At 73.7% G+C, this 22,843-nt stretch carries 21 protein-coding genes; 10 read left to right on the top strand and 11 right to left on the bottom strand.

Annotated features, from left to right (window positions below; translation table 11 throughout):
- Positions 1-104: 104 nt before the first annotated feature.
- Positions 105-2,207 (bottom strand): catalase, encoded by a 2,103-nt coding sequence (locus H505_RS0136740; RefSeq protein WP_026405945.1) that lies wholly within the window; start codon positions 2,205-2,207, stop codon positions 105-107.
- Between the two features lie 290 nt (positions 2,208-2,497).
- Between H505_RS0136740 and H505_RS0136735 the strand changes: the two genes are divergently transcribed.
- From H505_RS0136735 to H505_RS0136710, 6 genes are all read left to right on the top strand, one after another.
- Positions 2,498-2,854 carry a histone-like nucleoid-structuring protein Lsr2 gene (locus H505_RS0136735; RefSeq protein ID WP_026405944.1) on the top strand — a complete coding sequence of 119 codons (357 nt, stop codon included), beginning with the start codon at positions 2,498-2,500 and terminating at the stop codon, positions 2,852-2,854.
- A gap of 15 nt (positions 2,855-2,869) precedes the next feature.
- Positions 2,870-3,199, top strand: coding sequence for a histone-like nucleoid-structuring protein Lsr2 (locus H505_RS0136730; RefSeq protein ID WP_026405943.1), 330 nt, complete (start codon positions 2,870-2,872; stop codon positions 3,197-3,199).
- A 275-nt stretch (positions 3,200-3,474) separates the two neighbouring features.
- Entirely contained in the window at positions 3,475-4,878 is a 1,404-nt protein-coding gene (locus tag H505_RS46710; RefSeq protein WP_341849587.1) for a hemolysin family protein, read from the top strand.
- The gene (locus H505_RS0136720; RefSeq protein ID WP_026405942.1) at positions 4,875-5,894 is read left to right on the top strand and encodes a hemolysin family protein; all 1,020 of its coding nucleotides are present in this window, start codon (positions 4,875-4,877) and stop codon (positions 5,892-5,894) included. Before H505_RS46710 ends, H505_RS0136720 begins: the two co-directional genes overlap by 4 nt.
- A gap of 69 nt (positions 5,895-5,963) precedes the next feature.
- Complete coding sequence (locus H505_RS0136715) at positions 5,964-6,200, top strand: helix-turn-helix domain-containing protein (protein ID WP_026405941.1); 237 nt, start codon at positions 5,964-5,966, stop codon at positions 6,198-6,200.
- A gap of 2 nt (positions 6,201-6,202) precedes the next feature.
- Positions 6,203-6,754 carry a Clp protease N-terminal domain-containing protein gene (locus H505_RS0136710; protein ID WP_026405940.1) on the top strand — a complete coding sequence of 184 codons (552 nt, stop codon included), beginning with the start codon at positions 6,203-6,205 and terminating at the stop codon, positions 6,752-6,754.
- A 37-nt stretch (positions 6,755-6,791) separates the two neighbouring features.
- Here H505_RS0136710 and H505_RS0136705 read toward each other — a convergent pair whose 3' ends face one another.
- From H505_RS0136705 to H505_RS0136695, 3 genes are all read right to left on the bottom strand, one after another.
- Complete coding sequence (locus tag H505_RS0136705; RefSeq protein ID WP_026405939.1) at positions 6,792-7,448, bottom strand: hypothetical protein; 657 nt, start codon at positions 7,446-7,448, stop codon at positions 6,792-6,794.
- A gap of 112 nt (positions 7,449-7,560) precedes the next feature.
- Positions 7,561-8,358 carry a carbon-nitrogen hydrolase family protein gene (locus tag H505_RS0136700; RefSeq protein WP_026405938.1) on the bottom strand — a complete coding sequence of 266 codons (798 nt, stop codon included), beginning with the start codon at positions 8,356-8,358 and terminating at the stop codon, positions 7,561-7,563.
- Positions 8,359-8,391: 33 nt separating this feature from the next.
- On the bottom strand, positions 8,392-10,896 hold the full coding sequence (locus H505_RS0136695; RefSeq protein ID WP_026405937.1) for a DEAD/DEAH box helicase: 2,505 nt from the start codon (positions 10,894-10,896) through the stop codon (positions 8,392-8,394).
- Positions 10,897-11,054: 158 nt separating this feature from the next.
- Between H505_RS0136695 and H505_RS46705 the strand changes: the two genes are divergently transcribed.
- Positions 11,055-11,246 (top strand): hypothetical protein, encoded by a 192-nt coding sequence (locus H505_RS46705; RefSeq protein ID WP_051301550.1) that lies wholly within the window; start codon positions 11,055-11,057, stop codon positions 11,244-11,246.
- Positions 11,243-12,040, top strand: coding sequence for an SDR family oxidoreductase (locus tag H505_RS0136685; protein WP_026405936.1), 798 nt, complete (start codon positions 11,243-11,245; stop codon positions 12,038-12,040). Before H505_RS46705 ends, H505_RS0136685 begins: the two co-directional genes overlap by 4 nt.
- Before the next feature lie 3 nt (positions 12,041-12,043).
- Here H505_RS0136685 and gndA read toward each other — a convergent pair whose 3' ends face one another.
- Entirely contained in the window at positions 12,044-13,471 is a 1,428-nt protein-coding gene (gene gndA, locus H505_RS0136680; RefSeq protein WP_026405935.1) for an NADP-dependent phosphogluconate dehydrogenase, read from the bottom strand.
- Between the two features lie 152 nt (positions 13,472-13,623).
- On the opposite strand from gndA, the gene H505_RS0136675 reads away from it, so the two are divergent.
- Complete coding sequence (locus H505_RS0136675) at positions 13,624-14,391, top strand: beta-phosphoglucomutase family hydrolase (RefSeq protein WP_026405934.1); 768 nt, start codon at positions 13,624-13,626, stop codon at positions 14,389-14,391.
- On the top strand, positions 14,388-16,790 hold the full coding sequence (locus tag H505_RS46700) for a glycoside hydrolase family 65 protein (RefSeq protein ID WP_245592722.1): 2,403 nt from the start codon (positions 14,388-14,390) through the stop codon (positions 16,788-16,790). Before H505_RS0136675 ends, H505_RS46700 begins: the two co-directional genes overlap by 4 nt.
- Before the next feature lie 39 nt (positions 16,791-16,829).
- Here H505_RS46700 and soxR read toward each other — a convergent pair whose 3' ends face one another.
- The 6 genes from soxR to modA all read right to left on the bottom strand — a co-directional run bounded on the left by soxR (position 16,830) and on the right by modA (position 22,838).
- On the bottom strand, positions 16,830-17,390 hold the full coding sequence (soxR, locus tag H505_RS46695; protein WP_425248281.1) for a redox-sensitive transcriptional activator SoxR: 561 nt from the start codon (positions 17,388-17,390) through the stop codon (positions 16,830-16,832).
- Between the two features lie 48 nt (positions 17,391-17,438).
- On the bottom strand, positions 17,439-18,026 hold the full coding sequence (locus H505_RS46690; protein WP_125620205.1) for an HdeD family acid-resistance protein: 588 nt from the start codon (positions 18,024-18,026) through the stop codon (positions 17,439-17,441).
- Positions 18,027-18,175: 149 nt separating this feature from the next.
- Positions 18,176-19,993 (bottom strand): phosphoenolpyruvate carboxykinase (GTP), encoded by a 1,818-nt coding sequence (locus H505_RS0136655; RefSeq protein ID WP_026405933.1) that lies wholly within the window; start codon positions 19,991-19,993, stop codon positions 18,176-18,178.
- 177 nt (positions 19,994-20,170) lie between these two features.
- A complete protein-coding gene (locus H505_RS0136650) occupies positions 20,171-21,247 on the bottom strand; it encodes an ABC transporter ATP-binding protein (protein ID WP_051301549.1) in 1,077 nt (358 codons plus the stop codon).
- Entirely contained in the window at positions 21,244-22,065 is an 822-nt protein-coding gene (locus tag H505_RS46685; RefSeq protein WP_051301548.1) for an ABC transporter permease, read from the bottom strand. Before H505_RS46685 ends, H505_RS0136650 begins: the two co-directional genes overlap by 4 nt.
- Positions 22,062-22,838 (bottom strand): molybdate ABC transporter substrate-binding protein, encoded by a 777-nt coding sequence (gene modA, locus H505_RS0136640; RefSeq protein WP_051301547.1) that lies wholly within the window; start codon positions 22,836-22,838, stop codon positions 22,062-22,064. Before modA ends, H505_RS46685 begins: the two co-directional genes overlap by 4 nt.
- Between the last annotated feature and the right edge of the window lie 5 nt (positions 22,839-22,843).

The following is a 22,843-nucleotide window of genomic DNA, read 5'->3' as shown; positions in this document are numbered from 1 at the left end:
ATTGATCAAGTCCCCGCGGCCCCGTTTCATTCCCGGCGCGGCGAAGGGCCCGGTGCGGCGCGCCCCCGAGCGCGCCGCACCGGGCCCCGTCCGGTCCCCCGGTCTCAGGCGGGCACGTGGCTCTTCCTGCGGGTCCAGTGCCGGTGCGCGGCGACCGCGTCGACGAACCGGTCGGCGAAGTCGCCGCCGTGGCCGCGGGTCGTGACAACGCCCTGGTCCACGAGGGCGTCGCCGCCCGCGGCCTCGCCGGCGAACCGCACCCCGGTGAGCCCCGCCCGCTCGAGCAGCCCGATGCCCTCGTCGAGCGCGCCGACCGCCTTGCAGTGGACGAACGCCTCGGCGACGAAGTGCACGGCGTCGCCGTCCTCGGACAGGGTCCGCACGCTCGCCTCTCCCCCGGGCACGAGGACCGCGTCGTACAGCACGGACGCCATGGTCGGCATCGCCTTGGTGACCTCGACCTGGCCGCCGTTGGCCGCCTGGACGAAGCCGTCCGCGGCCGCGAGCACCTCCACGATCGCGCCCCGCCGCGTGAACGCGTCGCCGACCGCCGCGATCGCCGCCGAGTCGACGCCGTCCGCGGCGAGCACCGCGATCTTGCGGCCCAGCACGGAGTCGGCCGGCGCGTTCGCCTGGCTCAGCGCGGGCGAGCTGCGGCCGTGGTTGGCGGTGCCGGCCTCGCCGGGCGGCTCGACGCCGATCCCCTTCGCGACGGCCACGGCGAGGTCGTGGTCGACGTGGTTGAGGTGCGCGACGACGCCCTCGCGGATGTGCGTCTGCTCGCACTTGCCGAGCTCGAAGCGGAAAGCGCCGACGATGTGCTCCTTCTCCCAGTCGGCCATGCTGTTCCAGAACAGCGTCGCCTGGGAGTAGTGGTCCCGGAAGCTGTCGCTCCGCTTGCGGATCTTGGCGCCGTCGACCCGCTCCTGGTAGTGGGTGAACGAGCCCTCGCCGCCCACGGCCGGGCAGCCGCCCGAGAGGCTGTTCTTGTGGTAGGCGGACCGGGCCGGGTTGATGTCCGCCTGGTGGTAGCCGTCGCGGTGGTGGTTGCGGACGGGCGCCACCGGCCGGTTCACCGGGATCTGCGGGAAGTTCGGCCCGCCGAGGCGGATGAGCTGCGTGTCCAGGTAGGAGAACAGCCGCGCCTGCAGCAGCGGGTCGTTGGTGAAGTCGATGCCGGGCACGACGTTGGCGATGTGGAACGCGACCTGCTCGGTCTCGGCGAAGAAGTTGTCGGGGTTGCGGTTCAGCGTCAGCCGGCCGACCGGCCGCACCGGCACCACCTCCTCCGGAATGATCTTCGTGGCGTCGAGCAGGTCGAAGTCGAAGCGGTGCTCGTCCTCGGCGGGGACGAGCTGCACGCCCAGCTCGTATTCGGGGAACGCGCCCGCCTCGATCCGGTCCCAAAGGTCGCGGCGGTTGAAGTCGGGGTCCTTTCCGCCGATCTTCTGCGTCTCGTCCCACGCCAGGGAGTGCGTGCCGAGGAGCGGCTTCCAGTGGAACTTCGCGAACGTCGGGCGCCCCTCGGCGTTGATGAGCCGGAACGTGTGGACGCCGAATCCCTGCATCATCGCGTAGCTGCGCGGGATCGCCCGGTCCGACATCAGCCACATCATCATGTGCATCGTCTCGGGCTGGAGCTGGACGAAGTCCCAGAGCGTGTCGTGCGCGGACTGCGCCTGCGGGATCTCGCTGGACGGCTCGGGCTTCACCGCGTGCACGAAATCGGGGAACTTGATGCCGTCCTGGATGAAGAACACGGGCATGTTGTTGCCGACGAGGTCGAAGTTGCCCTGCCGCGTGTAGAACTTCGTCGCGAATCCGCGGACGTCCCGGACGGTGTCGGCCGACCCGCGCGAACCGGCGACCGTCGAGAACCGGACGAACACCGGCGTGGTGAGCGAGGTGTCGCGCAGGAATTCGGCCGTCGTGTAGTCGGTGAGCGGGTCGGTGACCCGGAAGTGGCCGTAGGCGCCCGAGCCGCGCGCGTGCACGACCCGTTCGGGGATCCGCTCGTGGTCGAAGTGGGTGATCTTCTCGCGGAGGTGGAAGTCCTCGAGGAGGCTGGGGCCGCGCTCCCCGACGGTGAGCGAGTCGTCGGTGTCGTCCACCTGGATGCCCTGGTCGGTCGTGAGCGCCGACCCCTCGGGGCTCACCCGCCACCGTTCCAGCTGTTCCTGCTTCTCGTCGCGGCCGCCGTCGACCATCATCGCTCCTCAAGACGCGCGCGGGTGGGACTCTCCGTGCTCGCCGCTACCCAGGGAAATCAATGACATGCCCGACTTGACCGGAACTTTGGGGGGCCCGGTCGTGTCGCGCGCCGGAACGCCGGGACGGGCGCCGCCGCGCCGCGCGTCCCGCCGGGAGCGGCCCCCGGAGAGCGGGCCGTCCGGTTCCCCTTTTCCGTGTCGCCGCGCGCCGGGTGGACTCGTCGGGTCCGGGAATCCGCTACGGTCATGGACGCCGCGTTGGCGAGGGGAAGGAACACGGGACGCACATGGCCGAGAAGGTCATTCGGGTGGACGACATCGACGGCTCCGAAGGGTCCGATGTCGACAAGCGGGACTTCGAAGTCCTGGGTCGTACGTTCACGATCGACTTGAGCGACGACAACTACAAGCGCCTGAACGAGTTGCTGGACGGTCTCGCGCCGTTCATCGAGAACGCCGCCGAGGTGAAGCCCGCGGGGAAGGGACGCAAGTCCCGCACCGCGAAGATCAAGGGCTACACGAACGGCGATGTGCGCTCGTGGGCATTGCGAGAGGGCGTCGAAGTCTCCGAACGTGGCAAGATATCGGATGAGGTCTATGCTGCATTCATCGAGGCTCATCCGGACGCGAAGCCGGACGCATAGTTAGGGAGTCCCCGCATGGCACAGAAGGTCGAAGTCCTGCTCGTGGACGACATCGACGGCGGAGAGGCCGACGAGACCGTCAGCTTTTCCATCGATGGGACCACGTACGAGATCGACCTGAGCAAGAAGAACGCCGAGAAGCTCCGCGCGGGCCTGGAGCCCTTCGTGGCGGGCGCCCGCAAGGCGCGCAAGACGACCGGACGCACGGCCCGGGGCACCCGTACCGCGAACAGCCGCGAGCGCTCCGCCGAGATTCGCGAGTGGGCGAAGAACCGGGGCATCAAGGTCAATGAGCGGGGCCGTATCCCCGCCCACGTGATCGAGAAGTACGAGGCCGCGCACTAGCGCGGGGGCCGCGCACGCGGCGGCGTTCGGCGCCTTCTCGAGGCCGGGGTGAAATTCTCATCGCCCCGGCCTCGTGCATGCCCGCCCCGCCCGCGCCGGGAAGCGCGGTTCGGCATTTCTTCCCGATCGGCGCCGCAATCCCTGGACAATTGCCGCATATGTAACCAATCACTGACCACCGGCGTTAATCGCGCGTCCCCTCGCCCCCCGGGCGGACGCGAAGGCGGGCGGCGGGCGGGTAGGGACCCATCGGATGGAGTGGAAGGGGGGCGCCCGTGGTGGACGCCGCGCTCGGCCTGCTGGCGGTCCTGCTGCTGACCGCCGCGACCGGGTACTTCGTCGCGCAGGAGTTCGCGTTCGTCACCGCGGACCGCCCGTCGCTGGACCAGCGGGCCGCCGAGGGCGACCGCGCGGCGGCGCGCGCGGTGCGGGTGATGGGGCGGCTGTCGTTCATGCTGTCGGGCGCGCAGCTCGGCATCACGGTCACCGCGCTGGTGGTCGGGTTCATCGCCAAGCCCGCGCTGGCCGACCTGATCGCGCCCGCGCTGACGGCGGCCGGAGTGCCCGAGGGGGCGACGGGCGGCATCGCGGTGGCGCTGGGCTTCGCGCTCGCCACGGTGATCCAGATGGTGCTGGGCGAGCTGTTCCCCAAGAACCTGGCGCTGGCGAAGGCCGAGCCGCTGGCGCGCGCCCTGGCCGGGTCGACCCTGGTGTACCTCACGGTGGCCTCGCCGCTGATCCGGCTGTTCGACACGTCGGCGAACCGGCTGGTGCGGGCGCTGGGCATCGAGCCGGTCGAGGAGCTGCAGCACGGCGCGACGCTGGAGGAGCTGGGGCACATCATCGGCGAGTCCGGCGCGCAGCTCCCGGAGGGCCACGTGGACCTGCTGGAGCGGGCGCTGGCGTTCTCCGAGCGCGACGCCGCTGAGGTCATGGTGCCCCGGGTGGACGTCGTGACGGTGCCGGCGACCGCCCGCGCCGCCGACCTGGACGAGATCATCTCCGCGACGGGCCGGTCCCGCTTCCCCGTGGTCGGGGCGGGCGTCGACGACGTGGTCGGGGTGGTGGGCCTGGAGGAGCTGGTGCCGCTGGCGCCCGGTGCGGCGGCGGCCACGCGGGTCGGCGAGATCGCCCGCCCGCCGCTGCTGCTGCCGTCCTCGCTGCCGCTGCCGGAGGTCGTCCTGCGGCTGCAGGGCGCCCGCGAGACGCTCGCCTGCGTGGTGGACGAGTACGGCGGCTTCGCGGGGCTCATCACGTGGGAGGACGTCGCCGAGGAGCTGGTCGGCGAGATCGCGGACGAGAACGAGCCGGACGAGGACCTGGCGATCCGGCGCGGCGAGTGGTGGACGACCGACGCCGGGCTGCGGGTGGACGAGGTCGAGCACGAGACGGGGATCGCGCTGCCGGAGGGCGACTACGAGACGGTCGCGGGCCTGCTGCTGCAGCGCCTCGGCCGCGTCGCCCGGCCCGGCGACGTGGTCGACGTCGCGCTGCCGCGGACGCGGCTGGACGAGCCCGCCCGGACCGCGATCGTCGAGGTGCTGACCGTCCGGCGGCACGTCCCGGGGCTGGTCCGCGTCCGGACCGTCGCGGCGGGCGGCCCGGCCGACGGGGACGGGCGCGGGCCGGCGGGCGGGACCGGCGGGCCCGCGGCCGGCGGCGGGCGGGGGCGGCGGTGAACCCGGCGCTCGGCGCGGCCGTGACGCTCGCGCTGCTGGCGGGCAACGGGTTCTTCGTCGCGACCGAGTTCGCGCTGGTGGCGGCGAAGCGGCCGCGGCTGGAGCGGGCGGCGGCACGCGGCAGCCGGGCCGCGGGCACGGCGGTGGCGGGCATCGACGAGCTGACGCTGACGCTCGCGGGCGCGCAGCTCGGGATCACGATGTGCTCGCTGGGCCTCGGCCTGGTGTCGGAGCCGGTGTTCGCCGAGACCCTGGCGCCGCTCGCGCACGCCGCCGGGCTCCCGGACGGCGCGTCGCACGTGCTGGCGTTCGTCCTCGCGCTGGCGCTGGTGACGTTCCTGCACATGGTGGTCGGCGAGATGGCGCCGAAGTCGTGGGCGATCACCGCGCCGGAGCGGTCGGCGACGATCCTGGGGCCCCCGTTCCGGGCGTTCAGCATCGTGATGCGGCCGGTGCTGGCGGCGCTGAACGGCGGGACGAACCTGCTGCTGCGGGCGATCGGCGTCCGGCCCACCACGACGCGGGAGGCGCCGCGCACGCCCGAGCAGCTGCGCAGCATCGCGGTGGAGTCGCGGCGGCTCGGGCTGATCGGGGAGAGCGACCTGACGCTGCTGACGGCGGCGCTGGACGCCCCGCGGGCGCCGCTGGCGGGCCTCGTGGTCCCGCTCGCCGACATCGTGTCCGTCCCGGCGGACGCGACCCCGCAGGAGGTGATCGACACGGCCGCACGGACCGGCCGGACCCGGATCATGCTGCGCGGCTTCGACCGGTCCGGCGCGGCCCGCATGGTGCACGTCCGGGACGCGTACCTCGCCCGCGCCCGCGGCCGGGACGCCGTCGCGGGCGAGCTGGCCCATCCGGTGCCGGCGATGCCGCTCGCCACGCCGGTCGGCGAGGCGGTCGCGACGCTGCGGGCGCGGCACAGCCACCTGGGGCTCGCGGTGGACGCCGGGGGCCGCGTCGCGGGCCTGGTCAGCCTGGACGACCTGCTCACCACCCTGCTGGCCGTCCGCTGAGCCGCCGCGCCCGGACGCACGTGTCAACGTTGGTTGACATGTGGCGACTGTCAACCTAGATTGACACGCATGAGCGATGGAGTGACGCTCGCCCGAGAGGCGGGCAGCCGGGACCCGGCCGTGGGGCTGCGGGCCGTCCGGGCGCTGCGGGAGCTGGCCGAGCGCCTGGAGGCCCTCCAGGTCGCCTCGGCCCGCGAGCGCGGCTGGTCCTGGCAGGAGATCGCGGACCACCTCGGCGTGAGCCGGCAGGCGGTCCACAAGAAGCACGGCGGCGGGCGCCGCCTCCTCCCGACGAAGGAGCGTTAGGCATGTTCGAACGGTTCACCAAGGACGCCCGGCAGACCGTCGTCGACGCCCAGGCGCAAGCCCGCGACCTCGGCCACGGCCGCATCGGCACCGAGCACGTCCTGCTCGCGCTCCTCGACGCCGACGACGGCACCGCCCGGGCCCTCCGCGCCCACGGGCTGGAGGCCGCCGCCCTGCGCGCCCGCGTCGCCGCCGTCGGCGGCCTGGACGGCGACCTGGACCCCGACGCGCTGCGCTCCATCGGCATCGACCTCGACGCCGTCCGCCGCGCCGCCGAGGACAGCTTCGGCGAGGGCGCGCTGGACGCGGCGCCCGGCGAGCGCGGACGGCGCAAGGGCCACCGCCCCTTCGGCAAGGAGGCGAAGAAGGCCCTTGAGCTGAGCCTGCGCCACGCGATCCGGCTCAAGCACAACTACATCGGCACGGGGCACATCCTGCTCGGCCTGCTCCACGACGACGACTTCCGCGCGGTGCGGCTCGTGTGGGAATCGGGCGCGGACGTCGCCGAACTCCGTGCCGACATCACGCGCATGCTGACGTCCAAGGCCGCCTGAACCCCCGGCGGCGGACCGTCCCGGTGGACCGTCCCGGTCAGCCGCCGAAGCGCGACCGGAGCGCGGCCACGCAGGCGCTCCTGCGGGCGGGGTCGCCTGGGAAGCGCCGTCGGCACTCGGCCTCGATCCACGACGGGTCGCGCGGCGGCGGGGGCGCACCGGCGGCCCCGTCCGCGGGGGCGCCCGCCGGTCCGCCCGGGGGGCGCGGCGCGTCCCGGGGACGGGGCGCGGGGCGCGGCTCCACGGGGACGGCCGGCGGTTCGGCGCCGCGCGGCCGCGGCCCGGCCGGCGGGACGGTCCGGACGGACGGCGCCCGGCCCTCCCCCGCCTCCGGGACCCCACCGGCGCCCGGCGTCCCGCCGGAGGCCGTCGGCACCGCCGGGGTGTCGGGGGCGTCCGGGGCGACGTCCGGGGCGGGACGCGCGGGACGCGTCGCCGCCTCCGGCGGACCGCCCGCGGGCGGTCCGGGCGCGGCCGTCCCGCTCGCCCGGTGCGACGGGGCGTCCGCCGGGGACGACCGCGGCTCCGGGCCGCGCACGGCGCCCGCCACCGCGACGGCGGTCACCAGCCCCGCGAGCAGCAGACCGGCGAGCAGGGGGGCGGCCGGACGGACGAGCGGGCGGCGCGGCGGGTCCGGCGGGCTCGGCGCGGCGCGCGTGTATCCGGACGGCGGCAGGTGACGGGGAGGTCGCACCCCCTGATCGTCACCCTCCGCGCACGTCCGCACACGGAGAACGGCCCGGCCGTTGCCACCTCGATACACGCCGCCCGCCCGGCCCGGGCGGGCCCGGCCCAGCACATACCGGTCAGCGCGGCACGACCGTGAAGCGGCGCAGCGCCAGCGCCGGGTTCCGCTCCCGGACGTCCGCGAGCCGCGCGGGCGCGACGTCGGCCACGGCGGCGCCCGGCGCCTCCCCCAGCGACGCCGCCACCACGCCCATCGGATCGACGATCATGCTGTTGCCCGCGCCGGTCGGCGCGCACTGGTCCGCGGCCGCCACGTAGATCGTGTTCTCGATGGCGCGGGCGCGCACGAGCGTCCGCCAGTGGTCCTCCTTGAGCGGCCCCGGAACCCACTGGGCGGGCAGCAGGAGCACGTCGGCGCCCGCGTCCACGATCCGGCGCGTCACCTCGGGGAACCGCACGTCGTAGCAGGTCTGCATGCCGAACGTGACGCCGTCCACCGCGAACGTCTCGGGGTCGCCGATGCCGCCGTGCCGGACGATCTCCGACTCCTTGTACCCGAACGCGTCGTACAGGTGCGTCTTGCGGTACGTCGCGGCGACCGTCCCGTCGGGGGCGAACGCGACGAGCACGTTGGCGATGCGGTCCGGTTCGTCCAGCCGCTCGTTCAGCCCGGCGACGACGTGCACGCCGTGGCCGCGCGCCAGCTCGGCGAGCCCGCTCGCGAACGGGCCGTCGAGCCGCTCGGCGGAGTCGACGTACCGCCGGTCCAGTCTCGGCGCCGCGAACATCGCGAACTCGGGGCACGCCACCACCTTCGCGCCGCGCCCGGCCGCCTCGGCCACCAGTCCCCCGATCGCGCGGAGGTTCTCGTCCTTGTTCGTCCCGGGCGCGAACTGCGCCACCGCGACCTGCACCATGCTCCCGTCCTTCCCGCTCTCGGAAACGCCGTGTCAGAGCCGGTCCACGCCGGTCACCCGGACGACGGCGGCGCCCTCCTGGTCGGAGCCCGCGAGGTCCACCTCCGCCGAGATCCCCCAGTCGTGGTGCCCCTCCGGGTCGTCGAACACCTGCCGGACGCGCCACAGCGCGTCCTCGGGGACCTCCTCGATCTGCAGCAGCTTCGGGCCGCGCGCGTCCGGGCCCGTCAGCAGCTCGTCGTACTCGGCGAAGTAGCCGTCCATCGCCTCCGACCAGGCGTCCGCGCCGAAGTCCGGGTCCAGCTCGCCGAGGTCGCGGTACCGCTCCAGCGCCGCCAGCTCCACGCGGCGGAACATCGCGTTGCGCACCAGCACCCGGAACGCCCGCGCGTTCGCGGTGACCTTCGTGACGCGCTCCTCGATCGGCTCGTCGGGCTCCTCCGCGGGGTTGGCGAGCTGCTCCCACTCGTCCAGCAGGCTGGAGTCGACCTGCCGGACCAGCTCCCCGAGCCACTCGATCAGGTCGATGAGGTCGTCGGTCTTGATCGACTCGGGGACGGTCTGCTGCAGCGCCTTGTACGCCCCGGACAGGTACCGCAGCACCAGCCCCTCGCCCCGCGCCAGCTCGTAGTACGCGATGTACTCGGTGAACGTCATCGCCCGCTCGTACATGTCGCGCACCACCGACTTGGGGCGCAGTGGATGGTCGCCCACCCACGGGTGCCCCGCCCGGTAGATCTCGTAGGCGGCGCCGAGCTCCTCGTCCAGCGGCTTCGGGTAGTCGACGTCCTGGAGCAGCTCCATCCGCTCCTCGTACTCGATGCCCTCGGCCTTCATCTCCTGCACCGCCGCGCCGCGCGCCTTGTTCAGCTGCGCCGCGAGGATCTGCCGGGGGTCGTCGAGCGTCGCCTCGATCACCGACAGGACGTCCAGCGCGTACGACGGCGAGCCCGGGTCGAGCACCTCGAACGCGGCGAGCGCGAACGTCGACAGCGGCTGGTTGAGCGCGAAGTCCTCCTGGAGGTCGACGGTGATCCGCGCGTACCGTCCGACGTCGTCCGGCTCCGGCAGCACCTCGACCACTCCCCCGGCCAGCAGCGACCGGTAGATCGCGATGGCGCGGGAGATGTGCCGCCGCCGCGCCGCCGGCTCCTCGTGGTTGTCGGTCAGCAGCCGCTTCATCGCCTGGAACGCGTTGCCCGGCCGCGCGATCACCGACAGCAGCATCGCGTGGCTCACCTGGAACCGGGACCGCAGCATCTCCGGCTCGGCGTCCTGCAGCTTGCGGAAGACCTCCTCGTCCCAGCCGACGAACCCCTCCGGGGGCTTCTTCCGCTGCACCTTCCGCCGCTTCTTCGGGTCGTCGCCCGCCTTCGCGAGGGCCTTCTCGTTCTCCACGACGTGCTCGGGCGCCTGCGCGACGACGAACCCGACCGTGTCGAAGCCCGCGCGGCCCGCCCGTCCGGCGATCTGGTGGAACTCGCGGGCCCGCAGCCGCCGCACCCGGCTGCCGTCGTACTTGCTGAGCGCGGTGAACACGACCGTCCGGATGGGGACGTTGACGCCGACGCCGAGGGTGTCGGTGCCGCAGATGACCTTGAGCAGCCCGGCCTGCGCGAGCCGTTCCACCAGCCGCCGGTACTTGGGCAGCATCCCGGCGTGGTGGACGCCGATGCCGTGCCGCACGAACCGGGACAGGTTCCGGCCGAACTTGGTCGTGAACCGGAAACCGCCGATCAGCTCGGCGATCCGCGCCTTCTCCGCCTTCGTGCACACGTTGATGCTCATCAGCGACTGCGCCCGCTCGATCGCGGCGGCCTGCGTGAAGTGCACCAGGTAGATCGGCGCCTTCTGCTCGCCGAGCAGCTCCTCGATCGTCTCGTGCAGCGGCGTGACCCGGTAGTCGTAGATCAGCGGGACGGGACGCTCCGCGGACGTGACGAGCGCGGTGGGCCGTCCCGTCCGGCGGGTGAGGTCCTTCTGGAAGAACCCGACGTCGCCGAGCGTCGCCGACATCAGCAGGAACTGGCTCTGCGGCAGCTCCAGCAGCGGGATCTGCCACGCCCAGCCCCGCTCCGGCTCGGCGTAGAAGTGGAACTCGTCCATCACCACCACGCCGATGTCGGCCTGCGCGCCGTCCCGCAGCGCGATGTTGGCGAGCACCTCGGCGGTGCAGCAGACGATCGGGGCGTCGGCGTTGACGCTGGCGTCGCCGGTCATCATCCCGACGTTGTCGCGGCCGAACATCTCGCACAGGTCGAAGAACTTCTCCGACACCAGCGCCTTGATCGGCGCGGTGTAGAAGCCGACCTGGTCCTTGCCGAGCGCGGCGAACAGCGCTCCCGCCGCGACGAGGCTCTTGCCGGAGCCGGTCGGCGTGGACAGGATCACGTTCGCGCCCGAGACGACCTCGATCAGCGCCTCCTCCTGCGCGGGGTACAGCGTGATCCCGCGCCCGGACACCCACCGCTCGAAGGCTTCGAACAGCGAATCGGCGTCGGCGTCGTTTCCGGAGGGAAGCTCATCGATAAGACTCACCCCTCCATCCTGCCCCCGATCGCCCGCCGACCGGGAACCGGAGCGGGGCCGAAGCGGGATCCGGACCCGCGGGGCGGGCGGTTAGGGCGCCGCCGTCCGGCAAGAATCCGCTGGTCCGGCGCGGAAAAGGCGCGGAGACGACCGGAGGAGGCGAGGACATGCGCAAGGACGAGGAGCGGGGGCCCGGGGCCGGTTCCGGACGGGAGGACCGGCCGCACGAGCGGATCGTCCCCGGGACGGGGACCGCCGCGGAGGGGTACCAGGACGAGGACGAGCAGGGCACCCGGACGGGCGACCCGACCGCGGGGGTCGAGCGGGACGACGAACCCGGGCGCGGGGACGAACGGTGAACGGGTACGACAGGGTCGCGGTCGTCACCGGCGCGGACTCGGGGATCGGGAAGGCGGCGGCGGTCGCGCTCGCCGGGCGCGGCTTCAACGTCGGGATCACGTTCCGGTCCGACGAGGAGGGCGCGCGGGGGACGGTCGCCGAGGTGGAGGCGGCGGGACGGCGCGCGGCGGTGCGGCGGCACGACCTGGCCGACCCGGAGGCGGCCTCCGCGGCGGTGGACGAGCTGGCCGACGAGCTGGGCGGCCTCGGCGTCCTGGTGAACAACGCCGGGACGGGCAGCATGCGGCCGCTGGTCGACATGGACTATGGCGAGTGGCGCGAGGTGCTGTCGGTCGATCTCGACGGCGCGTTCCTGTGCTCGCGGCGGGCGGCGCGGCGGATGATCGAGCGCGGTCAGGGCGGGCGGATCGTCAACGTGACGAGCGTCCACGAGGAGCACCCGAGGGTCGGCGCGGGCCCGTACTGCGCCGCGAAGGGCGGGCTGAAGATGCTGGCCCGCGTGCTGGCGCTGGAGCTGTCGCAGTACGGGATCACCGTGAACACGGTCGCGCCGGGCGAGATCGCGACGCCGATGACGGGGCAGCACGAGCGGCCGCCCGAGGCGGACAGCAGGCCCGGCTACCCGCTGGCCCGCCCCGGGCACGCGAAGGAGGTCGGCGCCGCGATCGCGTTCCTCGCCGGCCCGGAGTCGTCCTACGTCACCGGCGCGTCCCTGTTCGTGGACGGCGGCCTGGGGCTGATGGGCCCGCAGGCCGCCGGGGCCCTCGACTCGCCGAAGTGGCGCGAGGGGTGACGGTCAGGGCGTGACCTCCGTGCGGTCGCCGCCCCAGAGGGTGTGGAACGTGCCTTCGCGGTCGACGCGCCGGTAGGTGTGCGCGCCGAAGAAGTCCCGCTGGCCCTGGGTGAGCGCGGCGGGCAGCCGGGGCGCGCGCAGCGAGTCGTAGTAGGCCAGCGCGGCGGAGAAGCCGGGCACGGGGACGCCGTGCTTCGCGGCGATCGCGATGACGTTGCGCCACGCCTCCTGGGCGTCGCCGAGCGCCTCGGCGAAGTGCGCGTCGGTCAGCAGCGTCGGGGTCCGCGGGTCGGCCTCGTAGGCGGCGCGGATCCGGTCGAGGAACCGGGCGCGGATGATGCAGCCGCCGCGCCAGATCGTCGCCATCGCGCCCGCGTCGATGTCCCAGCCGTACTCGGCGCTGCCCGCCTGGATCTCGTGGAAGCCCTGCGCGTACGCGACGATCTTGGACGCGTAGAGCGCCTTCTCGATCGCGTCGGGGACGCCCGGCAGCGTCTCCGCTCCGGCGCGGGCGGGGCCGGGCAGGCCGCGGGCGGCGTCGCGCAGGTCGGCGTGGCCGGACACCGACCGGGCGAACACGGCCTCGGCGATGCCGCCGACGGGGACGCCGAGGTCGAGCGCGCTCTGCACCGTCCAGCGGCCGGTGCCCTTCTGCTCGGCCCGGTCGAGGACGACGTCGACGAACGGGCGCCCGGTGGCGGCGTCGGTGTGCGCGAGGACCTCGGCGGTGATCTCGATCAGGTACGACTCGAGGCGGCCGGTGTTCCACTCCCGGAACACGGCGGCGATCTCGTCGGGGGCGAGCCCGGCGGCGTGCCGCAGCAGGTCGTAGGACTCGGCGATCAGCTGCATGTCGGCGTACTCGATGCCGTTGTGGACCATCTTGACGAAGTGCCCGGCGCCGTCGGGGCCGACGTGGACGGCGCAGGGCGTCCCGTCGACGTGGGCGGAGATGTCCTCGAGCAGCGGGCCGAGGGACGCGTAGGACTCGGCGGACCCGCCCGGCATGATGCTCGGCCCGTGCAGCGCGCCCTCCTCGCCGCCGGAGATGCCGGTGCCGACGAAGTGGAGGCCGCGCCCGCGCAGGTCGGCCTCGCGGCGGCGGGTGTCGGCGAAGTGCGCGTTGCCGCCGTCGACGATCATGTCGCCGGGGTCGAGGAGCGGCGCGAACTCCTCGATGACCGCGTCCGTCGCGGGGCCCGCCTTCACCATCACCACCAGTTTGCGGGGCCGCTCCAGGGACGCGACGAACGCCTCCGGGGACTCGGCCGGCAGGAACGTCCCCTCGTCCCCGAACTGCTCCACCAGCGCCCTCGTCCGGGACGGCGTGCGGTTGTGCACGGCGACCGGATGGCCGTGCCGGGCCAGGTTCCGGGCCAGGTTGCGGCCCATCGTCGCGAGCCCCGTGACACCGATCCGCGCCTTCTCCATGTGATCTCTCCTTGTCGTGTTCGACCCTGACCGCGGGCGGGTACGCAAGATCGCGATCCCCCGTTCGAGCACCGTGCCCGCATGCCCTTATTCCCCTCGGGAACGGGTCGCACGTGACGGAACGACGGGATCACGAGCGAGGTGGGGGTGCGATGCTGGGGCTTCCGGACGGAACCGCGGCGTGCCTGTTCGACCTGGACGGAGTGCTCACGCGGACGGCGTCGGTGCACGCGGCCGCATGGAAGGAGATGTTCGACGGGTACCTGCGGGAGCGGGCCGGTCGGACCGGGGAGCCGTTCGTCCCCTTCGACATCGCGAAGGACTACGGCCCCTACGTGGACGGCAAGAAGCGCGAGGACGGGACGCGGTCGTTCCTGGAGTCGCGCGGCATCCGGTTGCCGGAGGGCGGCCCGGACGATCCGCCGGACGCCGAGACGATCCGGGGGCTCGGGAACCGCAAGAACGCGCTCGTCCTCGAGCTGATCGGGGAGAAGGGCGTGGAGCGGTTCGACGGGTCGATCGACTACGTGCGGGCGGTGCGGGACGCCGGGCTGAAGACGGCCGTCGTGTCGTCCAGCGCGAACACCGTCCAGGTGCTGGCGGCGGCAGGGATCGCCGGCCTGTTCGACGCCCGGGTGGACGGTGTCGTCGCGGCCGAGCGGCGCCTTCCGGGCAAGCCCGCCCCGGACATGTTCCTCGCCGCCGCGCGGGACCTGGACGTCCCGGCGGCGCGCGCGGCGGTGTTCGAGGACGCGCTCGCGGGCGTGGCGGCGGGACGGGCCGGCGGGTTCGGGCACGTCGTGGGGGTCGACCGGGTCGGCGGGACGCACGCGCGGGAGCTGGCCGAGCGCGGCGCGGACGTCGTCGTGGGCGATCTCGCGGAACTCATGCAGGACGGGACGCGGAAGGGGAGCGCGTGAACATCCCGGAAGGGCAGGCGAGCGCCGATCGCCCGGTGTTCATGGTCGAGCCGTGGTGCGTGCGGGAGCCCGAGCTGCGGCTGGACCGGCTGCGGCAGAGCGAGTCGGTGTTCGCGCTCTCCAACGGGCACGTCGGCCTGCGCGGCAACCTCGACGAGGGCGAGCCGCACGGACTGCCGGGCACCTACCTGAACTCGTTCTACGAGCAGCGGCCGCTGCCGCACGCCGAGACCGCCTACGGCTATCCCGAGTCGGGGCAGACGGTCATCAACGTCACCAACGGCAAGGTGATCCGGCTGCTGGTGGACGACGAGCCGTTCGACGTCCGCTACGGGCGGGTGCACCACCACGAGCGCGTCCTCGACATGCGGGCCGGGACGCTGACCCGGGACGTGGAGTGGACGTCCCCGGCGGGCCGGCGGGTGCGGGTCGGCTCGGTGCGGCTGGTGTCGCTGACGCAGCGTGCCGTCGCCGCGATCTGCTACGACGTGGAGCCGGTGGACGAGGCCGTCCGGATCGTCGTGCAGTCCGAGCTCGTCGCGAACGAGGCGCTGCCCGGCGGCGGGAAGGACCCGCGCGCGTCGGCGATCCTGGAGAGCCCGCTGGTCAGCGAGGAGCACGCCGCCAACGGCAAGAAGGTCCTGCTGCTGCACTGCACGCGGGAGAGCGGCCTGCGGATGGCGGCGGCGATGGCGCACGACATCGAGGGCCCGGAGTCGATGTCGGTCGACACCGAGAGCTCCCCGGACGTGGGCCGGCTGACGGTCGCGACGCGCATCGAGCCGGGGCAGCGGCTCCGGATCGTCAAGTACATCGCCTACGGGTGGTCGAGCCAGCGGTCCCGCCCGGCGCTGCACGACCAGGTCGTCGGGGCGCTGGCGGGCGCGCGGCAGACCGGCTGGGAGGGGCTGCTGGCGGAGCAGCGCGAGTACCTCGACGCGTTCTGGCAGTGCGCGGACGTCGAGGTGGAGGGCGACGCCGAGATCCAGCAGGCCGTCCGGTTCGGGCTGTTCCACGTGCTGCAGGCGGGCGCGCGCGCCGAACGCCGCATGATCCCGGCCAAGGGGCTCACCGGTCCCGGTTACGACGGGCACACGTTCTGGGACACCGAGACGTTCGTCCTGCCGGTGCTCACCTACACGGTGCCCGGCGCGGCCGCCGACGTCCTGGCGTGGCGGCACATGACCCTGCCGCTGGCCCGCGAGCGCGCCCACCAGCTCGGCCTGCGCGGCGCCGCGTTCCCCTGGCGGACGATCCGGGGCCACGAGTGCTCGGGGTACTGGCCGGCGGGCACCGCCGCGTTCCACGTGAACGCCGACATCGCCGACGCGGTCGTCCGGTACGCGGACGTCACGCAGGACGTCGGGTTCGAGCGGGAGGTCGGTTTGGAGGTGCTGGTCGAGACGGCGCGGCTGTGGCGGAGCCTCGGCCACCACGACGTCGGCGGGGTGTTCCGCATCGACGGCGTCACCGGGCCGGACGAGTACAGCGCGGTGGCCGACAACAACGTCTACACGAACCTGATGGCGCGGCGGAACCTGCAGGAGGCCGCCGAGACGGCGATGCGGCACCCGGACGTCGCCGAGCGGCTCGGCGTGGACGCCGAGGAGGCCGCGTCGTGGCGGGACGCCGCCGCCGCGATGCTGATCCCGTACGACCGGCGGCTCGGGGTGCACCCGCAGAGCGAGGGGTTCACCAACCACGCCCGCTGGGACTTCGCCTCGACGAAGCCCGACCACTACCCGCTGCTGCTGAGCTACCCGTACTTCGACCTGTACCGCAAGCAGGTGGTGAAGCAGGCCGACCTGGTGCTGGCGCTGCACCTGTGCGGGCAGGCGTTCACGGACGAGCAGAAGTCACGCAACTTCGCGTACTACGAGGCGCTGACCGTCCGGGACTCGTCCCTCTCGGCGCAGACGCAGGCGGTCATCGCCGCCGAGGTCGGGCAGCTCGAACTGGCGCACGACTACCTGGGCGAGACGGCCCTGATGGACCTGCACGACCTGAACCGCAACACCGGCGACGGGCTGCACCTCGCGTCGATGGCGGGCGCCTGGAACGGGCTCGTCGCCGGGTTCGGCGGGATGCGGGCGGGCGGCGGGCGGCTCCGGTTCGCGCCGCGGCTGCCCGGCGGGATCAGCCGGCTGACGTTCCGGATGCGGTACCGGGGCAGCCTCGTGCGGGTGACCGTGACCGCCGACTCCGCCCGCTACGACCTGCTGGACGGCCCGGGCGTCAAGCTGTGGCACCACGGCGAGCCGTTCACGCTGGGCGAGGAGCCCGTCGAGCTGCCCGTCGAGCCGGTCTCGGCGCAGCCGCCGCCGACGCAGCCGGCGGGGCGGGAGCCGATGCCGCGCCGCCTCGACCCGCACGGCCGCGACGACCGCCGCGGGCGCTGAGGGACCGGACCCTCCGGGTGGCGGCCGCTCGGGCGGGCGTCACTCGGGGGGCGCGCAGACGGGGGCGCAGCCGTCCTCGTCGCGGGCCGGGCGGGCGCCGGTCCGGGCGGGCTCCCCGGGACGGGCCGCGGCGGCGGTGCCGGTCAGCAGGCGGCGGGGGCCGGGGCCCTCGTCGCCGAGGCGGTCGTAGGGGTTCGCGAGCGCGCACTTGCTGATCGAGAGGCAGCCGCAGCCGATGCAGTCGGTGAGGTCGTCGCGGAGCTTCTCGAGCTGGGCGATGCGGTCGTCGAGGGTGCCGCGCCAGTGCTGCGACAGCCGCGCCCAGTCGTCGACGGTCGGGGTGCGCTCCTCGGGGAGGGTGGCGAGCGCCTCGCGGATCTCGGCGAGCGGGATGCCGACCCGCTGGGACACCTTGATGAAGGACACCCGGCGGAGCGTGTCGCGGCTGAACCGGCGCTGGTTCCCGGCCGTCCGGCGGCTGCTGATCAGCCCCTTGGACTCGTAGAAGTGCAGGGCGGAGACGGCCACGCCGCTGCGCTCGGCGAGCTGGCCGACGGTCAGTTCCTGCACCCGGAATTCCAGCCGCGTCATGCTCCGCATCCTAGACGCCCGATCCGGATGCCCGGTGGTGCGGCCGATCCGGGGCGGCTAGTGCGGGCGCGGGGACGGCTCGCCGTACGGGCGCCGGCCGCGCCGCGCGTCCTCGCCGAGCCTGCGGAGCCGGAACGCGGCGCCGATCATCGCCGCGCCGAACAGGATCGACGCCAGCCCGATCAGCCAGACGAGCGCGAGCGCGCCGCTCACCGGCCACGCCAGCAGGAGGACGCCGAAGACGACGGAGATCGCGCCGGTCAGCGCGTAGAGCCATTCGCCGCGCAGCTCCCGGCGCAGCGCGACCGCGGCGACGATCTCGAACACGCCGGTGGCGATCGCCCAGATCCCGATGAGCCACAGCAGGACGAGCGCGGTGGCGGCGGGCCACACTAGGGCGAGCACGCCGAGGACGATCCCGGCCGCGCCGGAGACGCCGAGCCAGCCGCGGGACGCGCCGCCGGTCGTCCCGCGGATCGCGTGCGCGACCGCCGCCGCGCCGTCGACGAGGGCGTACGCGCCGAAGAGGAGCACCAGGGCCCAGACGGTGATGCCGGGCCACACCCACGCGACGATGCCGAACAGGACGGCGAACGCGCCGCGCAGCGCCAGCACCCACCAGTGGCGGGTCATGAGGTCGAACACGCCTGCCTCCCGGAGTCGGGGAACGGTCACCCCGTCCGTTCCCGCGGGAGTACGGGGCAAGCGCCCGCGACGGCGGCGCCCGCCGCCCGGACGTGCCGGGCGGCGGGCGCGTGGTGCCGTGCGGGGGCCGTGCGGGAGGCCCGCGCGGGTCAGTGCTCCAGGCGGCGCACCAGGCTGTGGTACTCGTCCCACAGGGCCTTCGGGGTGTGGTCGCCGAACGTCTCGAAGTGCGGCACGACGAGCGCGGCCTCCTCCTTCCACACCTCGGTGTCGACCGACAGGAGGGTCTCGAGGGCGGCGTCGTCGATGTCGAGGCCCTCGGTGTCCAGCGAGTCCTTGGTCGGCAGGTGCCCGATCGGGGACTTGACCGCGTCGGCCTTGCCGTTGAGGCGCTCGACGATCCACTTCAGGACGCGGCTGTTCTCACCGAAGCCGGGCCAGATGAACTTGCCGTCGGCGTCCTTGCGGAACCAGTTGACGTAGTAGATCCGGGGCAGCTTCTCGGGGTCGGTGGCCTTGCCGATGTCGAGCCAGTGGCCGAAGTAGTCGCCCATGTTGTAGCCGCAGAACGGCAGCATCGCGAACGGGTCGCGGCGCAGCTCGCCGACCTTGCCCTCGGCGGCGGCGGTCTTCTCCGACGCCACGTTGGCGCCGAGGAACACGCCCTGCTGCCAGTCGAACGACTCGGTGACCAGCGGGACGGCGGTGGCGCGGCGGCCGCCGAACAGGATCGCCGAGATCGGCACGCCCTTCGGGTCCTCCCACTCGGGCGCGATGATCGGGCACTGCCCGGCGGGGGTGGTGAAGCGGGCGTTCGGGTGCGCGGCGGGCGTCTCCGACCCGGGCGTCCAGTCGTTGCCCTTCCAGTCGGTGAGGTGCGCCGGGGGCTCGTCGGTGAGGCCCTCCCACCACACGTCGCCGTCGTCGGTGAGGGCGACGTTGGTGAAGATGCTGTTGCCCCACAGCGTCTTCACGGCGTTGGCGTTGGTGCTCTCGCCGGTGCCGGGCGCGACGCCGAAGAAGCCGGCCTCGGGGTTGATCGCGTAGAGGCGGCCGTCGTCGCCGAACCGCATCCAGGCGATGTCGTCGCCGATCGTCTCGACCTTCCAGCCGGGGATCGTCGGCTCCAGCATGGCGAGGTTGGTCTTGCCGCAGGCGGACGGGAACGCGGCGGCGACGTAGCGGGTCTCGCCGTCCGGCGGGGTCAGCTTGAGGACGAGCATGTGCTCGGCCATCCAGCCCTCGTCGCGGGCCATCGTGGAGGCGATCCGCAGCGCGTAGCACTTCTTGCCGAGCAGGGCGTTGCCGCCGTACCCGGACCCGAACGACCAGATCTCACGGGTCTCGGGGAAGTGCGTGATGTACTTCGTGGAGTTGCAGGGCCACTTCACGTCCTGCTGGCCGGGCTCGAGCGGGGCACCGACGGAGTGGACGGCCTTGACGAACGAGCCGCGCTCCTCGATCAGCCGCAGCGCGCCCGCGCCCATCCGGGTCATGATCCGCATCGACACCGCGACGTAGGCGGAGTCGGTGATCTCGACGCCGAGCTGGGAGATCTCGCCGCCCAGCGGGCCCATGCAGAACGGCACCACGTACATGGTGCGGCCCTTCATGCAGCCGTCGAAGAGCCCGCTCAGGGTCTCGCGCATCTCGCCGGGGGCGATCCAGTTGTTCGTGGGACCGGCGTCCTCCTCCTTCTCGGAGCAGATGAACGTCCGGTCCTCCACGCGGGCCACGTCGGTGGGGTCGGAGGCGGCGTAGAAGCTGTTGGGTCGTTTCGCCGGGTCGAGCCGCGTGAGCGTGCCCTGCTCGACGAGCAGGCCGGTGAGCCGCTCCCACTCGTCGTCCGAGCCGTCGCACCACTCGACGCGGTCGGGCTTCGTCAGCTCGGCGATCCCGCGTACCCAGTCAATCAGTTCGGTGTGACCGGTAGGGGCCTGGTCGAGGCCGGGGACCTGGATGGACACGGGCTACTCCTTCAGCTGTTCGCAGGATCTTTGCATGATGAACAAGACCCTCGGTTTTTGCCATTTGGTCTGGACCAATCCCGTCGGTTTTTGGGCCTTCCCGACCCCTTTTGTGATTGATATCACCAGACTACGGGCGGCCCGGACGTCTCATCCCAAACCAGGACATAACCGCCCTCAAGCTGGGTAAACGTGCGTCTCGGTGGCCTTGACGGCCGCCCATATCGGGCTGCCTTCCGACAATTGGAGCTCCGCGACCGCCGCCGCGGTGACGTCCGCGAGGGCCGTAAAGGCATCGCCCGCGAGCCGCACCCGCACCCGGTCCCCGTGCCGTTCGATCGTTCCCACACGGGCCTGCCAGAGGTTGCGGGGGCTGCCGTCCGGGCGCGTCCGGTACAGGGCCACGGCCGATGGCGCGAAGGCCACGAACACCTGACCGGTGAGTGACTCCACAGTGTCCAGAGTGTGAGAACCGTCACCCAGCACGACGCGGCCGCCCTCGGCCGTCCCCCGGTAGAGGTTCAGCCCCACGAGGCGGGCGACGTAGTCGGTGCGGGGGCGGCGCGCGACGTCGGCCGGCTCGCCCTCCTGCACGGGCCGCCCGCCCTCGACCACGACGATGCGGTCGGCCAGGACCATCGCGTCCAGCGGATCGTGGGTGACGAGCACCGCCGCGCCCTCGAACCCGGCGAGGTGGCGGCGCAGCGCCGCCCGGATCTCCATCCGGGTGTGGGCGTCCAGCGCGGCGAGCGGCTCGTCGAGCAGGAGCAGGCCCGGCCGGACGGCCAGCGCGCGGGCGAGCGCGACCCGCTGCGCCTGGCCGCCGGACAGCTCGCGCGGCCTGGCCGACGCGTACGCGCCGAGGCCCACGCGCTCCAGCCACTCGGCGGCGGTCCGCCGCGCCTCGCGGCGCCGGGCGCCCCCGCAGCGCGGCCCGAACGCGACGTTGTCGAGGGCGCTGAGGTGCGGGAAGAGCAGGTAGTCCTGGAACACCATGCCGACGCGGCGGCGCTCGGGCGGCAGCGGGCGCAGGTCGGCGCCGTCCAGCCGCACGTGCCCGCCGGACGTCGCGACGAGCCCGGCGAGGGCCCGCAGGGCCGTGCTCTTCCCCGCGCCGTTCGGCCCGAGCAGCGCCACGACCTCGCCGGGCCCGGCCGCGAGCGGCAGGTCGAGGACGAACCCGCCGCGCCGCACGACCACCCGCGCGTCCAGGCCCGCCCCCGCGCCCTTCCCCTCGTCCGTCCCGCCGGTCATGACGCGCCCGTCCAGCGGTCGCGGAGGGCGGCCAGCACCACGACCGACACCGCGAGCATCACCAGGCTGAGGACGATCGCGGCCTGCGGGTCGGTCTCCAGCGCGAGGTAGACGGCCAGCGGCATCGTCTGGGTCTCGCCCGGGAAGTTCCCCGCGAACGTGATCGTCGCGCCGAACTCGCCGAGCGCGCGTGCCCAGCACAGGACCGCCCCCGCCGCGACGCCCGGCGCGGCGAGCGGCAGGGTCACGCGGCGGAACGCCGTCCAGCGGGTGGCGCCGAGGGTCGCGGCGGCCTCCTCGTAGCGCAGGTCGGCGGCGCGCAGCGCCCCCTCGACGCTGATCACGAGGAACGGCATGGCGACGAACGTCTGCGCGAGCACCACGCCGGCCGTGGTGAACGGCAGCGTGATCCCCAGCGACTCCAGCGGGCCGCCGACGATCCCCCGCCGTCCGGCGGCCAGCAGCAGCGCGACGCCGCCGACCACCGGCGGCAGCACCAGCGGCACCGTGACCAGCGCCCGGACGAGCCGGACGCCGGGGAACGGGACGCGCGCGAGCGTCCACGCCAGCGGGACGCCGAACAGCACGCACAGCACGGTCGCGGCCGTCGCGGTGACCAGCGAGAGCCGCAGCGCGTCCAGGACCTCCGGCCGCGCGAGCCGGGTGCCGAGCGTCGACCACGGCGCGCGGACGAGCAGCCCGGCGAGCGGCAGCACGAGGAACGCGAGCCCCGCGAGCGCGGGCAGCACCAGGACCAGCGGCGGGCGGCCCGGGACGGTGTCGCGCGCGGTGTCGCGCGCGGTGTCCGGTGCGCTCACGGGGCCTGGAAACCGGCCCGGCCGAGCACGGCCCCGCCGCGCGGCCCCGTCACGAGGTCGATGAACTCCCGCGCGAGCCCCGGCTGCGGCGCGTGCGCGACCCGGACGATCGGATAGTCGTTGACGGCCTCGGCCGCCGCCGCGAACTCGATGGCCGCGACGTCCCCGCCGGCGGCCCTCGCGTCGGTGCGGTAGACGAGTCCCGCGTCGGCCTCCCCGAGCCGCACCTTGGTCAGCACGGCCTTGACGTCCTTCTCCAGGGACACGGGCGCGACCGCCACCCCGGCCGCGTCCAGCGCGGTGCGCGACGCCGCGCCGCACGGCACCTGCTCGGCGCACAGGACGACCCGGAGCCCGTCGCGCGCCAGGTCCCCGACCGTCCGGACGCGGCGGGGGCCGTCCTGGGGGACGGCGATGACGAGCCGGTTCGTGGTGAACACGCGCGGGTCGCCGGCCGCGTCCCCGGCGTCCGTCACCGTCCTCATGGTCGCGGGGCTGGCGGAGGCGAACACGTCCGCGGGCGCGCCCTGGGTGATCTGCTGGGCGAGCGTCGAACTCCCGGCGAAGCCGAAGCGGACCTCCGTCCCGGGGTGGGACTCCTCGAACTCCTCCCCCAGTTCGGTGAACGCCTCGGTGAGCGACGCCGCCGCGAAGACCGTCAGCGTCCGTCCGCCGCCCTCACCTGAGGCGCCGTCCACCGCGCCGCATCCGACGAGCGCGGGGACCGAGGCGAGCAGGGCGAGCAGGGCGGCGGCCGCCGTGCGCTGGAACACCTCTC

This window comes from Actinomadura rifamycini DSM 43936 (genome assembly GCF_000425065.1).
Classification (GTDB): Bacteria; Actinomycetota; Actinomycetes; order Streptosporangiales; family Streptosporangiaceae; genus Spirillospora; species Spirillospora rifamycini.
This window is presented reverse-complemented; position numbering and strand designations above follow the sequence as displayed.